Origin of the sequence: Streptomyces sp. TS71-3, assembly GCF_018327685.1 — a bacterium.
GTDB lineage: Bacteria > Actinomycetota > Actinomycetes > Streptomycetales > Streptomycetaceae > Streptomyces.
The window spans coordinates 2,804,302-2,819,071 of the sequence record NZ_BNEL01000003.1 but is presented as its reverse complement, the minus strand read 5'-3'; the positions used below and the strand labels follow the sequence as shown (position 1 = coordinate 2,819,071).

General features: G+C 71.8%; 10 protein-coding genes and 1 pseudogene. 4 read left to right on the top strand and 7 right to left on the bottom strand.

Annotated features, from left to right (window positions below; translation table 11 throughout):
• Positions 1-421: 421 nt before the first annotated feature.
• On the top strand, positions 422-1,252 hold the full coding sequence (locus Sm713_RS35930; protein WP_249416910.1) for a PP2C family protein-serine/threonine phosphatase: 831 nt from the start codon (positions 422-424) through the stop codon (positions 1,250-1,252).
• A gap of 220 nt (positions 1,253-1,472) precedes the next feature.
• Here Sm713_RS35930 and Sm713_RS35925 read toward each other — a convergent pair whose 3' ends face one another.
• The 5 genes from Sm713_RS35925 to Sm713_RS35905 form a co-directional block, all read right to left on the bottom strand.
• Positions 1,473-2,177, bottom strand: a complete 705-nt coding sequence (locus Sm713_RS35925; protein ID WP_212914126.1) for a maleylpyruvate isomerase family mycothiol-dependent enzyme — start codon at positions 2,175-2,177, stop codon at positions 1,473-1,475.
• Between the two features lie 160 nt (positions 2,178-2,337).
• A complete protein-coding gene (locus tag Sm713_RS35920; protein WP_212914125.1) occupies positions 2,338-2,586 on the bottom strand; it encodes a WhiB family transcriptional regulator in 249 nt (82 codons plus the stop codon).
• A gap of 146 nt (positions 2,587-2,732) precedes the next feature.
• Positions 2,733-3,512, bottom strand: coding sequence for a VOC family protein (locus Sm713_RS35915; protein ID WP_212914124.1), 780 nt, complete (start codon positions 3,510-3,512; stop codon positions 2,733-2,735).
• Between the two features lie 531 nt (positions 3,513-4,043).
• On the bottom strand, positions 4,044-5,084 hold the full coding sequence (locus Sm713_RS35910) for a LacI family DNA-binding transcriptional regulator (RefSeq protein ID WP_212914123.1): 1,041 nt from the start codon (positions 5,082-5,084) through the stop codon (positions 4,044-4,046).
• A gap of 216 nt (positions 5,085-5,300) precedes the next feature.
• Positions 5,301-6,308, bottom strand: coding sequence for a multicopper oxidase domain-containing protein (locus Sm713_RS35905; protein ID WP_212915069.1), 1,008 nt, complete (start codon positions 6,306-6,308; stop codon positions 5,301-5,303).
• Between the two features lie 335 nt (positions 6,309-6,643).
• On the opposite strand from Sm713_RS35905, the gene Sm713_RS35900 reads away from it, so the two are divergent.
• Together Sm713_RS35900 and Sm713_RS35895 are read left to right on the top strand one after the other, a co-directional pair.
• A complete protein-coding gene (locus Sm713_RS35900; protein ID WP_212915068.1) occupies positions 6,644-9,169 on the top strand; it encodes a ThuA domain-containing protein in 2,526 nt (841 codons plus the stop codon).
• A 98-nt stretch (positions 9,170-9,267) separates the two neighbouring features.
• The gene (locus Sm713_RS35895) at positions 9,268-11,427 is read left to right on the top strand and encodes an OmpL47-type beta-barrel domain-containing protein (RefSeq protein ID WP_249417115.1); all 2,160 of its coding nucleotides are present in this window, start codon (positions 9,268-9,270) and stop codon (positions 11,425-11,427) included.
• A 284-nt stretch (positions 11,428-11,711) separates the two neighbouring features.
• Here Sm713_RS35895 and ligD read toward each other — a convergent pair whose 3' ends face one another.
• Positions 11,712-12,737, bottom strand: coding sequence for a non-homologous end-joining DNA ligase (gene ligD / locus Sm713_RS35890; protein ID WP_212914121.1), 1,026 nt, complete (start codon positions 12,735-12,737; stop codon positions 11,712-11,714).
• A 99-nt stretch (positions 12,738-12,836) separates the two neighbouring features.
• Here ligD and Sm713_RS35885 point away from each other — a divergent pair, with 99 nt between their 5' ends.
• The gene (locus tag Sm713_RS35885) at positions 12,837-13,913 is read left to right on the top strand and encodes an ATP-dependent DNA ligase (RefSeq protein ID WP_212914120.1); all 1,077 of its coding nucleotides are present in this window, start codon (positions 12,837-12,839) and stop codon (positions 13,911-13,913) included.
• A gap of 139 nt (positions 13,914-14,052) precedes the next feature.
• Here the strand turns inward: Sm713_RS35885 and Sm713_RS35880 are convergent.
• Positions 14,053-14,499, bottom strand: a pseudogene (locus Sm713_RS35880) (MarR family winged helix-turn-helix transcriptional regulator); the annotation flags it as partial.
• Between the last annotated feature and the right edge of the window lie 271 nt (positions 14,500-14,770).

Sequence of the window (14,770 nt, the reverse complement as noted above, 5' to 3'; positions counted from 1 at the left end):
ACCTGCTGAGCACCTGCGCGTCACCAGCGTCACCGGCTTGTTCGCAGGCTTCGGGCATGTGACTGTAAAAGTGTATGAATCGACTGCCTGGCTTTCGATGACTGCTGCGACCTTGGGGAGCGGCACGTGGCGAGGTTTCCCGGGGAAGGCGGAGTCGCACTCAGCGCTGCCGCGCGAGACAGGTTGCTGTCCTCGGTGCCTGCTCTGCTGCTGTTCGTCGGCCTGTTCGTCGGCCTCTTCACACCCAGTGACGTCAGGCCGATCGCCTTCCTCGCCACTGCCATGGTCTCCGCCGCCGCGCTGCTGTCCCTGAAGGGGACCGTGCTCGCCGGAGTAGGGCGCCTGCGCCATCTTTCTCGGCCTGATCGTCCACTTCGACGCGCTGCGGGATGCGACCGCCTACTCCGAGCTGGCCACGGTCGTGGCGGTTGCGGCATTCTCCGTCTTCCTCAACCGTCTGCTCGACCGGCGCGCCCATCAACTGCTTCAGGTCCGCTCAGTGGCCGAGGCCGCCCAGCTGGCGGTGCTGCATCCGATACCGCGCCACCTCGGGCACGTCACCCTCGAAAGCCTGTCCCTGGCCGCCGCGGCGGAAGCCCGGATCGGCGGCGACCTGTACGAGGCGATCCGCACCCCGCACGGCGTACGGCTGCTCATCGGCGACGTACGCGGCAAGGGCCTGCTCGCGGTCCAGACGGCCGCCACGCTGCTCAGCGCCTTCCGCGAGGCCGCCCACGACGCGCCTGACCTGCCCCACCTCGCGCGCCGCCTGGAGACGAGCGTGAGCCGCTACGCCTCCCAGTACCCGGAGGTCCCGGGCTCGGAGATCGCTGAACGTTTCATCACCGCTCTCCTCGCCGAGATCCCGGACGACGAACCGGTCGTCCGGACCGTCACCTGCGGCCACCCGCCCCCGCTGCTACTGCACCGCGGCGAGGTCCGGGAGTTGCCGGCCGCCGCTCCCTCGCCGCCACTCAACCTGGGCATGCTGGTGAGCGATGAGTACCACGTCGACCTCGCCCCCTTCCACCCCGGAGACCGGCTCCGGCTGTACACCGACGGGGTCACCGAGACCCGCTACCGCACCGGCGATTTCTACCCCCTCGCCGAGCGCATCCGCTTGTGGAGCGGCGAGGGGCCCCACCAGCTCCTCGAGCATCTCCACCGCGACCTGGTCGCCTACAGCGGCGGCGAGCTCGACGACGACATCGCCGCCCTCGTCGCCCGGCGGCGCCCGGGCCTCCCGGCGTGATGATGAGGCCCCGACCCATGCGGGTTCGCCGGATCCTGTTCGAGGTGGCCCTGCCGCCGGCCTCCCCCAGCAGCTGGGAAACCCCGGTTGCGCAGCTCCCGGAACCTCTCGCTGAACCTGGCAGCGGCCGCGGCCGTGTCCGCCGGCCCGGTGGCCGGCCGGTCCGCAGGCCCGGCCGGCGCCGATGGCGGGTGCCCCCGGGACGCGGCCCGTGGCGGGCTCACGGGACCAGCGGGCCCGACAGCACCGCGAGAGCCGCACCGCGGTCACCCTTCCAGGTGAATTCCGGACCGTCGGCCCGCCGCCTCCCCCAGAGCATCAGCAGCAGGTCCTCGGCCGGCGCGGCGACGGCCGCCACCGGTGAGCCCGGGCCGTAGCTCCAGCAGCCGCCGGTGTCGACGGCGTCCAGGCGGAGGGCGTGCCGGGGCGGCCGGGCGCGGCCGCGGGCGATCTGCCGTGGCGCCATCGTGTCGAACACCTCGGCCACGCCCTCGCCGGCCAGCTCCGGATCGAGGGGCCGCGCGGCGCCCAGCGCGTGCTCGGCGTCCCACCGGTGGATCAGCGTCTCCAGGCTGCGGCGCCGCTGCCAGAAGCCGACCCCGTGGTCCGAGACGCCCGGCGGGTGGAAGATCCAGGCGGGCGTCGCGGGGTCGGCGTCGAGCGCGTCGAGCAGGGCGGCGACGGCCTCGTCGTACCACTGCACGAGCAGGCACGGGTCGCGGGGCGCGGGCGCCGCCGAGAAGTCTCCGTGTCCGTCGGTCACCGCGGCGGCGGACCACAGGCCGGAGCTCCCCAGGTGCTCGGCGAGGTCATGCAGGGTCCAGTCGCCGCAGGTGGGCACCGGGACCGACAGGTCGCCCCCGAGACAGCTGCGGAAGGCGCCCAGCTCGCGGTCCAGATGGCGCAGGAGGGAAGCGGAGTCCATGCCCGGAACGTAACCGACGGCACCGGCGATCCGGTGCTTTTGCCCGGCTCGGGACGGGGCGTGGCTCATGCCTGGTTCAGGACGTGGCACCGCTCGCGCTCGGCTCAGGCCGTAGCGCCGCTCGTGCCCGGCCCAGGCCCTGGCGCCGCTCCCGCCCGGCTCAGGACGGAGCGTCGCGCCGCAGGTCGAGACGTTCCTTCTCGGAGAGTCCGCCCCACACGCCGAACCGTTCGTCATGCGTGAGCGCGTACTCCAGACAGGCTTCGCGCATCTGGCACAACTCGCATATGCGCTTGGCCTCGCGTACCGAGCTGCCGGGCTCGGGAAAGAAGAAGTCGGTGCCGACCTGCGCGCAGAGCGCCTGCTGCTGCCAGGCGAGTTCTGCCCCCGTGGTGCTGTACATCTGCATGGCACGGCATCGTTCCGGGCCGCGAAAAACGACGGATCAACGAGTCATCAACGCCGAAGCCATCCGCCTTCCGGCACCGTCAGTGTAGGCGTCACGGGCCCACAAGCCACGCCGCCGCGCCCGGCGCGCCGCATTCTCCGGACGGGTCAGCGCTCGCTGGGGGTGAGCACCGCGAACCTGGCGCCGTAGGGATCGGCCAGTTGGGTGATCCGGCCGACGTCCTGGATGTCGACGGCGGTGCCCAGCGCCCTGCCGCCCAGCTCCTGGACCCTGCCGCGGGTCGCGTCGGCGTCCGGGACGGCGAAGTAGGGCAGCCAGTAGGGCGTGGAGGCGCGCGGGTCGGCGGAGAGCGGCATCATGCCGCAGAAACCCGAGTCCTCCCCGCCTCCGGCGGGGGACGCGATGGTGTACGTGCCGCCGCTGAACGGCATCTGCTCGATGCTCCAGCCGAGTACCGACGCGAAGAACCCCGTGGCCGCCTCGACATCCGGGGTGTAGAGCTCGGTCCAGCAGAGCGCGCCCTTCTCGTTGACGGTGTCCAGGCCCTTGTTGGCGGCGGGCTGCCATACGCCGAAGGGGGTGCCCGCCTGGTCCGCCAGGACCGCCATCCGGCCCTGGTCCATGACGTCCATGGGCTTGAAGCGCACGGTTCCGCCGGCGTCCTCGGCCGCCTGGGCCGTGGCGTCCGCGTCGGAGCTCTGGAAGAAGATGCTCCACGCCGGCGGGCCCTGGTCGGGGTCGACGGTCATGCCGCCCGCGACGACCTTGTCGTTCAGCCGGAACATGCCGTACCCGCCGGCGTCGGGGCCCGCGAGGCGGTACTCCCAGCCGAAGAGGTCCCGGTAGAAGGCCTGGGCGCCGTTCATGTCCGGGGTGGCGAGATCGAGCCAGTTCGGGGCGCCGTCGACGAATCGGGTGGTGAGCATGGTGCACTCCTTGGGTTCCCGAGGTGCTCTCCCACCGAGTCTTGCCCGGACGGGCGAAGCCCGCATGTCGCCGACGCCGGGGGCACCGCACGTCTGGGCCCGCCCCGGCCCACTCAGCGGCGCGGGGCTGTGCCACCACCTGGCGGTGGCCTGGCCACGGCAGCGTCTACCCCCTTCGGACGGTGACGTCGTGACGGTCTCGACGTGGCTGGTCGCGCAGTTCCCCGCGCCCCTGTCAGGGCACTGCTGCGCCCTGTTCGGGCGCTTCGCGCCAGCGGCGCCCCCGTAGGGGCGCGGGGCTGTGTCGATGTCCGGCTCCGCCGCGTGGGCGCGAGCAACCAGCCACCCGCCGCTGGTCCGGACACGACAGAGACACCCGCTTGGGACGGTGACGATCGACGGTCACGTCGCGGCTGGTCGCGCCCACGCGGCGGAGCCTCCCGCACTGCCCCAAGGGGTAGGAGGTGCCCCCACGACAACAGCCCCGCGCCCTCGTCAGGGCGCGCCATGCACCCCGGTGAGCCCCGGCCGTCAGGCCGACGCGCGCCGCACCAGCGTCGTCTGGGTGACGACCGGAGCCCACTCCGCGCCCGTCCCGGGGCCGGGGACGCGGCCCTGGCCCTGGAGCAGGAGGCGGGCCATCAGGCGGCCCATCTCCTGGATGTCCTGGCGGATGGTGGTCAGCGGCGGGTCGGTCTGCTCCGCGACATGCAGCAGGTCGTCGAAGCCGACCACGGCGACGTCCTCGGGGACCCGCAGCCCGCGCTCGCGCAGCACGCGGATGGCTCCGGCTGCGGACAGGTCGTTGGCGGCGAAGACGCCGTCCAGATCGGGGCAGCGGTCGAGCAGGGCGCGCATGGCACGCTCGCCACCCGCCGGGGTGAAGTCGCACTCCTCGATCAGCCGCGGGTCCCCGTCCCCGAGTTCCTCGCGGTAGCCGTCCAACCGGTCCACCGCGGAGGTCTGGTCCAGCGGCCCGGTGATGTGCGCGATCCGGGTGCGGCCGAGCCCCACCAGGTGGCGCACGGCGTCCCGGGCGCCGCCGCGGTTGTCGCAGTCGACGTACGGGATGTCCGCCTGGCCGTCCGACCAGTAGGGGCGTCCGCCGAAGACGGTGGGCACCCCGGTGCCGCGCATGACACCGGGCAGCGGGTCGTCCAGGTGGAGCGAGAACGCGAGCGCGCCGTCGACGTGGCCGCCGGAGAGGTAGCGTCCCACGCGCGCGTAGTCGTCGGGGCCCTCGGTGAGCAGCAGCACGAGCTGGGAGTCGTGGGCGGTGAGCTCCTTGCTGATGCCGCGCAGTTGCAGCCCGAAGAACGGGTCGGCGAAGATCCGGGTCTCCGGCTCGGCGACGACCACCGCGATGGCGTCGTGCCGGCGGGTGACGAGGCTGCGCGCGGCCTGGTTGGGCACGTAGCCGAGCTCGTCGACGGCGACCCGGACCCGTTCGGCGAGCGACTTGCGGACTCCCGTGCTGCCGTTGACGACGCGGGACACCGTGGCCCGGGACACCCCGGCCCGTGCGGCCACGGCCTCCAGTGTGGGACGCGGGTCGGTCGTCGGATCGCTCACCTTCGGGCTCCTGGGACTCTGGCGGACGAAATGGTCTCGACCACCCTAGCCGCGCTTCCGCACCGGGAAGAGAGCGCTCCCTGTGGACGCCTTGTGTGCCCTCCGCAGGGATGACATGGGGCGGACCCCGGCGCCGACCGGCCCGGACGCCGCTCCCCGGCCCGGTGCCGGCCTCGCGGCGCTGGGGCCGGCCTCGCGGCGCTCGTCCGGACGCGCTCAGTGCCCGTGCGCCATGGAACCCGCTCCGGACGCCGTCCCGGAACCGGAGTGCTCGTGCATCTCGTAGCCGGGAATCGTGCCGTCTGCCTTCCTGACCAGGAAGTGGCCCACCATGCCCATGTCGGAGTGGCTCTGCACGTGGCAGTGGTACATCCAGGCGCCCGCGCCGACGCCCTCGCCCGCGAGGACCTGGAAGCCGAAGGAGTCGCCCGGTCCCACGATCTTGTTGTCGATGACCTGGCTGGGGTCGTCGGGGCCGGTCAGCAGGCCGGTGCGGTTGTCGGCCCAGCGGTGCCCGTGCAGGTGGAAGGTGTGGTAGTACTCGCCGTGGGTGATCGAGACGAACTCGATCCGGTCGCCGACGGTGGCCTCCAGGTCGGGGCCCGGGGTCACGTTGTTGATCGTCATGTCGTTGAAGACGATCGTGTAGGTCCTGTCCGGCAGTATGTCGCCCTTCCTGCGGACGATCACCGGGCCGTACAGCCCCGCACGTATGCCGCCGGTGCCGTGCTCGGTGCCCACGACGTGGTCGTGGTAGTGCCAGTAGCCGGCGGTGCCGGCGCGCCAGGTGCCGTCCTCGCGGCGGCCGGGGGCGTGGGTGCGCCAGGTGTAGGTGCGGGTGCCACCGGGCTCGACCTCACTGTGCGTCATCGCGGTGCCGTCGCTGCTGATCTCGTAGTCCATGCCGTGCACGTGCAGGCTCGCCGCCACGTCCATGGTGTTCTCGAACTCTATGTAGAGCGTGTCGCCCTCGTTGAGCTCGATCAGCGGGCCGGGCACGGTGGCCTTGCCCTTCTCGAAGCCGTAGCCCATCCGGCCGTCCGCCAGCTTCTCCGCGTACATCTTGATGTGCCGCGCCTCGCCGCCCGCGGGGGCCGTCGCGGCGGTCCGGGCGGCGGGGGCCGCTGCCGCGGGGCGCGCCGCCGCGGTGGCGGAGACCGCGCCCAGCGAGGCCACGGCGGCGCCGCCGGCGAGGATCCGGCTGGTGAAGGCCCGTCTGCCCAGCGCCTCGGCCCGCCCGCCGCGTCCCGGTGCGGCGCCCCCGCCCGAGGCCGCCCCGCCGCTCGGCGCCGCGTCCGGTGCGCCGCCGCCCGCGGCGCCCGCCGCCCTGCCGCGTGTCTCGTCCGTAGCGTCGTTCATCGCCGAACTCCCCCTCTTGGTACGGAGACTCACGGGGCGCAAGAAGCCCCCGGGACGGCATCACGGTAGCTGCGTGATCTTCGTTTATCCACACTCAGGACAAAGTTTGTTCTATTGCGGTGATACCTATTGGCGAACCATGAAAAGAGGTCTAGCTTCATCGGCGCTGTTGCTATGACCGATGAGGGGTGGGTGAAGACATGCGGTTCATACCGCATCAAAAACCCTCAGCCGCACCAGGGTTGAGCAGAGCAAGACGCACGGGGCCGCGGCGCGCGGGGCGGATCTGGGCCGCGGCCGTGGCGGCCGGGGCGCTGGCCGCCGGTGTGCTGTCCGGGCCGGCCGCCGCGCGGACCGTCCCGGCGGAGGTGGCGGCCCGGATGAACCTTCCGTCGCCTCCGGGCGGCGCCAACGTCAAGGTGCTGGTGTTCTACGGCTCGGCCGCGGCGGGCGACGAGTCGCCGGTCGTCGACGCCGGCATCGCGGCCATCGAGAGGATCGGCCAGACGGGCCCGGCCGGACAGCACTTCAAGGTGCAGGCCACCGGCGACCCGGCGGTCTTCACGGACGGCAAGAAGATGGGCTCGTACAACGCCGTCGTCTTCCTCACGGGCGGTGGCGACATCCTCGATCCCGAGCAGGAGGCCGGGCTTGAGGCGTACATGAAGGCCGGCGGCGGGTTCGTCGGCATCCATGACGCGGCCCGCGCGGAACCGTACTCCGACTGGTTCACCGGCCTGATCGGCGCCCGGCCCGCCGCCGGCTCGCCGACGAGCGTGCAGCAGGCCACGGTGGAGGTGGGCGACCGGGTCAACCCGGCCACCAAGGACCTCCCGTTGGAGTGGAAGCGCCCGGACCAGTGGCTCAACTGGCAGCAGAACCCGTCCGGCACGGTGCACACGGTCGCCCGGGTGCGCGAGTCCACGTACAAGCCCGGTGACGGCGCGAACGGCTGGGACCACCCGGTCTCCTGGTGCCGTGACTACGGCGGCGGCCGGTCCTTCTACACCGCGATGGGCGGTACCGCCTCCACCTTCGACGAGGCCGACTTCCGCACCCACCTGCGCGGCGCGCTGCTGTGGACGACCCGTCTCGTGCGGGCCGACTGCAAGGCCACCATCAACGCGAACTACAAGGCGGAGCGGGTCACCAAGCCCAACCAGCCGGGCCAGAACGACCAGATCGGCGAGCCGCACGGCATGACGATCGCGCATGACGGGCGGGTGTTCTACATCGGCCGCGGCGGCGGGGACGGCAGCGTGCCCCCGGTCACCGACTGGAACGACCCGAACGTCGGCCGCGGCAAGGGCCAGATCCACATCTACGACCCGAAGACCGGTCAGGTCACCCTCGCCGCCGAGCTGGACGTCTTCGGCAACAAGGGCGGCGGCGACGAGCTCACCAAGATCGAGGACGGTCTGCTGGGCATCGAGCTCGACCCGAAGTTCGAGGACAACGGCTGGATCTACGTCTACTACGCGCCGTTCTCGGGCCTGAACCGCGAGACGCAGATGGACACCCGGCAGGTGTCCCGCTTCACGCTGGACAAGGCCACGAACAAGCTCGACCTGAGCAGCGAGAAGGTGCTGCTGAGCTGGCCCGCCCAGGCGCACAGCTGCTGCCACTCCGGCGGCGGGATGACCTGGGACTCCAAGGGCAACCTCTACATCGCGGTCGGGGACAACAACTCCTCGGGCTTCAGCGACGGCTACTCCGGCAACAACCCGGAGCCCAACTACAAGGGCGTCTCCTTCGCCGACGCGCGCCGCACCGCGGGCAACACCAACAACCTCAACGGCAAGATCCTGCGGATCCACCCCGAGCCGGACGGCACGTACACCCTCCCCGAGGGGAACCTGTTCACCGGCAAGGAGACCGACGAGGGCGGCGGCAAGACCCGCGGCGAGATCTACGTGATGGGTGTGCGCAACCCCGCGCGGATCTATGTCGACAAGACGACCGACGTCCTCTACGCGGGATGGGTGGGCCCGGACGCCAACGACCCGTCGACGACCTGGGGCCCCGCCAAGTACGACCAGTTCGCCGTGATCACGCATGCGAGCAACCGCGGCTGGCCGTACTGCATGGGCAACAAGCAGCCCTACCGCGACCGCAACCTGCCCGACCCGAGCAAGCCGCTCGGCTGGTACGACTGCGACCACCTGAAGAACGAGTCGCCGAACAACGACGGCCTGGTCAACCTGCCGCCGATGACCCCGAACAACATCTGGTACTCGCCGCAGGGCGGCGCCCCCGACTACCCGCGGAACGCGGACGGCATCCCGTCGTACAAGGTGGACGAGGCCACGTACCTGCTGCCGTGGCTCAAGGGCGGCGGCCAGGCCACCATGGACGGTCCCGTCTACCGCTACAACGCGGCGAACGCGGGCCCGAACGCGTGGCCGGAGTACTGGGACGGCAAGTGGTTCGTCGGTGACTTCTACAACCAGACCCAGCCGCGCAACGCGGTGCTCATGGACCCGAAGACCATGGGCAACGGCGGGCTGCCGATCCACTCGGAGTCGCTGAAGCAGATCATCCCGACCGGCAACGACGGCATCGCCAACCTGATGGACTGGGAGTTCGCGCCGGACGGCTCGCTCTACGTCCTCGACTACGGCCGCGGCTTCTTCACCTCGGACCAGCACTCGGCGCTGTGGCACGTGACCTACACAGGCGGCGCCGCCACCCCGGCCGCGAAGGACCTGGCAAGGAAGGCGCAGTGATGACGGGCACCCCCCGGAAGGACAGACCCGCGGGGCGTCCCGCGGCGCGCGGGCGGCACCGCAACCATCCGTGGCTGATACTGCTGGCCTGCCTGGCGATGGTGCTCGGCCTCGGCTCGGCCGCCTACGGGCGCACCGCGCAGCCGGCCGACGCGGGCGCGGCGGCGGCCCAGACCCTCACCTGGACCGCGAACGACGACATCACCAAGTACGCCTCGGTGCCGACGACCGCGGTGGCGGGCCCGGCGACGATCGTGTTCGAGAACAGCGCGGCCACCGGCAACACCACCGGCATGCCGCACACCCTCACCTTCGACATCTCCGACCCGAACTACAACAACGACGTCCACGTCAACATCCTGGCCAGCCCCAACGACTCGCAGGGCGGCCGGTACACCCAGGAGGTCACCCTCACCCCGGGCACCTACCACTACTTCTGCTCGATGCCCGGGCACGCCCAGATGACCGGCACCCTGGTGGTGACGCCGGACGGTGGCGGTGGCGATGACACCACGGCCCCGGAGACCTCGGCGAAGGTCGACGGGCAGCAGAACCCGGACGGTGCGTACGTGGGCTCGGCGACGGTGACGGTCGACGCCACCGACGAGGGCTCCGGCATCGACACCGTCGAGTACGCGCTGGAGGCGGACGGCGACTGGCAGCCGTACACCTCCGCGGTGGTGGTGAACACGCAGGGCCAGCACACCCTGCGCTACCGGGCCACCGACAAGGCCGGCAACGCGGCGGCGGAGAAATCCGTCGACTTCACGGTGGCGGAAGCCCCGACGGACGACACCGCGCCGCCGGACACGTCGGCCACCGTCACCGGTGACAAGGACGCGAACGGCGCCTACGTCGGCATGGCGACGGTGACCGTGACGGCCTCCGACACCGGCTCCGGCGTCGACACCATCGAGTACGCGATCGGTGCGGACGGCGACTGGCAGGCGTACACGTCCCCGGTGATGCTGCACGACCCCGGTGACTACCAGGTCCGCTACCGGGCCACCGACAAGGCGGGCAACGCCGCGGCGGAGAAGACCGCCGAGTTCACGGTGGTGGCCCCGCCCGCCGAGGACACCACGGCGCCGGAGGTGAGCGCGAAGGTCGACGGCGAGAAGAACTCCGACGGCGCCTACCTCGGCACCGCCAAGGTGACGGTGACCGCCAGCGACGAGGGCTCGGGCGTGGCCACGGTCGAGTACTCGCTCGACGGCGGCCCGTACCTCGCCTACGCCGACCCCGTGGTCGTCGACGGGACGGGCGCCCACAGCGTCGCGTACCGGGCCACCGACAAGGCGGGCAACACCAGCGAGGCCGGGACGGCGTCCTTCACGGTCGCTCCGGGCGGCGGGGTGCCCCCACCCCCCTGTGCCGAGTACGACGAGCGCGCGACGGTGTTCGTCGGCACGGTCGACACCGGCATCCCGAACCGGGTGACCGACAACCGGTGCCGGATCAACGAGCTGATCGAGGACGAGAAGGAGTGGACGTCCCAGGCGCTGTTCCTCAAGCACGTGGGGACGGTCACCGACCAGCTCCTGAAGGACGGTGTCATCGACCAGCGCGAGTACCGGCTGATCAACAAGGCGGCGAAGCAGTCCGGCATCGGCAAGCCCGGCCAGACCGACGGGTACCGGAAGATCTTCGACGGCACCCAGAAGTCGCTGGACAGGTGGGAGCAGGTCGGCGGCGGCTCGTTCAAGCTGAACGACGACGGCTCGATCACCAGCCAGCAGGCGAACAACCTGGGCATGCTCTGGTACCCGGTGCGCAAGTACGCCAACTTCTCGCTGAAGCTGCAGTGGCGCGACGACGCCGCGGGTGACGCCAACGCCAACGGCGGCGTCTTCGTCCGGTTCCCGCAGGTGCACGACAACCCGCTGGAGTCCCGTCCGGAGTGGGCGGCCATCGAGTACGGCCACGAGATGCAGATCCTGGACAGCCCCACGGGCGACATGTACAAGACCGGTTCCGTCTACGGCTTCGACCGGGTCGGGCTCGCCGGGGCGATGGTCACCCCGAAGGGCACGTGGAACGACTACGAGATCCGGGTGATCGACCAGCACTTCCAGCTGTACCGCAACGGCAAGCTGATCAACGAGTTCGACAACATCGGCGGGCAGCTCTTCGAGCCCCCGAGGTCGGACGACCCGGGCACCGACGGCCGCCGCTGGGCGGAGGGCTACATAGGCCTCCAGGTCCACAGCACGGCGGACCGCATCTCCTACCGGGACGTCCGGGTCAAGGAGCTGTAGCCCCTAACGGCACCCCGGCCACGCGGGCCCCTTCCCCGGCACCTCGGGGAGGGGGTCCGCTCCTTGCGCGGGGCTGTGTCCGATATACGGCTCCGCCGCGTGGGCGCGCCCCCGAAAGGGGCGCAGGGAACTGCGCGACCAGCCACGATGCGCCTGCGGCGGGCCCCCGGGCCCAGCCCCTTGCGGTCTCGTTCTTGACCACCGGCCGGTGGGGGTTGGTGGCGCAGTTCCCCGCGCCCCTGAGCGGCACCGGGGCGGAGCCCCACGACCGGGTGCCCGGCAGCTCAGTCGGCCCGCCGAGCCCGGCTCGGCTGAACCCGCTTGGGCTCCCCGGCCACCTTGGGGTGCTCAGGGGGATACGGCAGATCCCCCAGCCCATGGTCCCGCTCATCGCGACGCGCCAGCTCCAGCAGCCCGTCGAGCACGTACCGCTCGTCATCCATGCCGGCATGCACATCACCGACCTCGGCATACCGCCGGGGCATCGTCGCGAGGTCGAAGTCCTCCGGCACCGCGGCGTCCAGCTCGTCCCAGCGCAGCGGCGCGGAGACGGCCGCGCGCGGCCGCGGCCGCACCGAGTAGGCGGAGGCGATGGTGCGATCCCGGGCGGTCTGGTTGTAGTCGAGGAAGATCCGCTCGCCCCGCTCCTCCTTCCACCAGGCCGTCGTCACCCTGCCCGGCATCCGCCGCTCCAGCTCCCGCCCGCAGGCGATCGCGGCACGCCGCACCTGCGTGAACGTCCAGCGCGGCTCGATCGGCACGAACACGTGCAGTCCCCGGCCCCCGGAGGTCTTGGGCCAGCCGCGCATCCCGTGCTCCTCCAGGACCGCGCGGAGCGCCTGGGCGGCACGGACCGCGTCGGAGAAGTCGGTGCCGGGCTGCGGGTCGAGGTCGAGGCGGAGCTCGTCGGGGCGCTCGGTGTCCGCGCGCCGCACCGGCCACGGGTGGAAGGTGAACGTGCCGTACTGCGCGGCCCACAGCACCGCGCCGACCTCGGTGGGGCACATCTCGTCGGCGTACCGGCCGCTGGGGAAGGTGATGTGCGCGGTGGGGATCCAGTCGGGCCGGTTCTTGGGTGCGCGCTTCTGGAAGAAGGACTCGCCGGTGACGCCCTCGGGGTAGCGCTCCAGGGTGGTGGGCCGCTCGTACAGGGCGCGGAGGATGCCGTCGCCGACGGCCAGGTAGTACAGGGCGAGGTCCAGCTTGGTGAAGCCGCGCTCCGGGAAGTAGACCTTGTCCGGGCTGGACAGCCGTACGGTGCGCCCGCCCGCGTCCAGCTCGACCGCCGCGCCCTTGCCGCTCGCACCCATGGAGCCACGGTAGGCGCACCCGCCCCGGGCCGCATATCGTCCGGCACGCGTGTTTCCGGGCGAGCCGATCCGGGCGTGGACGGGGCAGAATCAGCAGGTATGGAACTGCCGGTGATGCCGCCCGTGAAGCCGATGCTCGCCAAGCTGGTGTCGAGCATCCCCCCGGACATGCAGTACGAGGCCAAGTGGGACGGGTTCCGCACCATCGTCTTCCGCGACGGCCCCGAGATCGAGCTGGGCAGCCGCACCGGCAAGCCGCTCACCCGGTACTTCCCGGAGCTGGTGGCCGCGCTGGCGGAGCGGCTGCCCGAGCGGTGCGTGGTGGACGGCGAGATCGTGATCGCCCGGGAGGGCCACCTCGACTTCGACGCGCTCTCCGAGCGGATCCATCCGGCGGACTCCCGGGTGCGGATGCTCGCCGAACGGACCCCCGCCACGTTCATCGCGTTCGACCTGCTGGCGCTCGGCGACGAGGCGCTGCTGAGCTCCCCGCTCCACGAGCGGCACGAGGGGCTGACGCGGGCGCTCGCGGACGTCACGCCTCCGGTGCACCTCGCGCCCGCCACCAGGGACGCCGCGCTCGCCCTCAGGTGGTTCGAGCAGTACGAGGGCGCGGGTCTCGACGGGATCGTGGCGAAGCCCCTGGACGCGCGCTACCGGCAGAACGAACGCGTCATGTTCAAGGTCAAGCACGAGCGCACCGCGGACTGCGTGGTGGCGGGCTACCGCCACCACAAGAGCGGCCCCGTGGTCGGCTCGCTGCTGCTCGGGCTGTACGACGGCGCGGGGCACCTCCAGCACGTCGGGGTGGCGGCGGCGTTCTCGATGCGGCGCCGCGCCGAGCTGGCGGAGGAGCTGGAGCCGCTGCGGATGGCGTCGGCCCGGGACCACCCCTGGGCGTCCTGGGCGGACGAGTCCGCACACGAGAGCGCCCGGCTGCCCGGCGCGCCGAGCCGCTGGTCGGGACGGAAGGACCTGTCCTGGGTGCCGCTGCGCCCGGAGCGGGTCTGCGAGGTGGCGTACGACCACATGGAGAACGGCGCCCGCTTCCGGCACACCGCCCAGTTCCGCCGCTGGCGCCCGGACCGCACGGCGGAGAGCTGCACCTACGCCCAGCTGGAGGAGCCGGTCCGCTACGACCTCGCCGAGATCCTGGGCGCACCGCCGCGCACCTGAGCCGGCTCGGGTGGCCGGCCGCCTGCCATGCCGGATGCCCGGCTCAGGCCCCCCGCGGCGCCGGAGCCGGAACCTGCCCCGTCTCGGCGGAACCGGAACCGGGACCGGGACCGGTGCCGGTACCGTCGGCCGGCGGCACGGGCGCGCCGGGGTTGCGCAGGCCCTCCGCCGCGTCCGAGACCCGGCGCAGCAGGTCGAAGAAGACGCCTCGCTCGGCGGTGGAGAGCGGGGCGAGGAACACCTCGTTCATCCGGGCGGTGCGCACGGTCAGCTTGCGGTGCACCCGGGACCCCTCGTCCGTGAGCCGCAGCAGGAAGCGGCGGCCGTCACCCGGGTCGCGCACCTTGTCGAGCAGCCCGCGCCGGCCGAGCCTGCTGATGACCTCGGCGACCGTGGAGCGGTCGAGCCCCACCCGCTCCCCCACCGTGCGCTGGTCGAGCCCCGGCTCGGCCATCAGGGTGTTGAGCACCGCGAACTGCGGCGAGGTGATCTCCTCGGAGACCATGGTGCTCCAGAGCAGGTAGTGCGCCTGCTGGAGCCGCCGGGCCAGGTGCCCGGGGTGGGTGGTCAGGTCCACCGCCGCCATGGGGTCCTCCGCTCGGTCGTTCGGCACACCGGCTCGTGCCGGGCTCGCTGCCGGGAAGAAATCGGTGCACTGAATCAGTCTGTGCACTGAACATAATCTCTCGTTCCCTGCCCTGTGTCGACCGTTACGGATGATGCGGCCTAGCAGGCGTCCTGGCAGCACAAGGGTATTGACGCATCGCGGGAGCGGTGGCAGCGTGAGGGACGGTTCGCTGAAATACTCAGTGCGCTGACTAATTACGGAGAGACGCCGGCCGAGCGCCCGTCGTCCG

What these genes read in the sequence shown, in the direction of transcription:
- Sm713_RS35925 (WP_212914126.1), bottom strand. Translation starts at nt 2,177, where the DNA reads ATGGACTCCGCTTCCCTCCTGCGCCATCTGGACCGCGAGCTGGGCGCC.
- Sm713_RS35920 (WP_212914125.1), bottom strand. Translation starts at nt 2,586, where the DNA reads ATGCAGATGTACAGCACCACGGGGGCAGAACTCGCCTGGCAGCAGCAG.
- Sm713_RS35915 (WP_212914124.1), bottom strand. Translation starts at nt 3,512, where the DNA reads ATGCTCACCACCCGATTCGTCGACGGCGCCCCGAACTGGCTCGATCTC.
- Sm713_RS35900 (WP_212915068.1), top strand. Translation starts at nt 6,644, where the DNA reads ATGCGGTTCATACCGCATCAAAAACCCTCAGCCGCACCAGGGTTGAGC.
- Sm713_RS35895 (WP_249417115.1), top strand. Translation starts at nt 9,268, where the DNA reads ATGGTGCTCGGCCTCGGCTCGGCCGCCTACGGGCGCACCGCGCAGCCG.
- ligD (WP_212914121.1), bottom strand. Translation starts at nt 12,737, where the DNA reads ATGGGTGCGAGCGGCAAGGGCGCGGCGGTCGAGCTGGACGCGGGCGGG.
- Sm713_RS35885 (WP_212914120.1), top strand. Translation starts at nt 12,837, where the DNA reads ATGGAACTGCCGGTGATGCCGCCCGTGAAGCCGATGCTCGCCAAGCTG.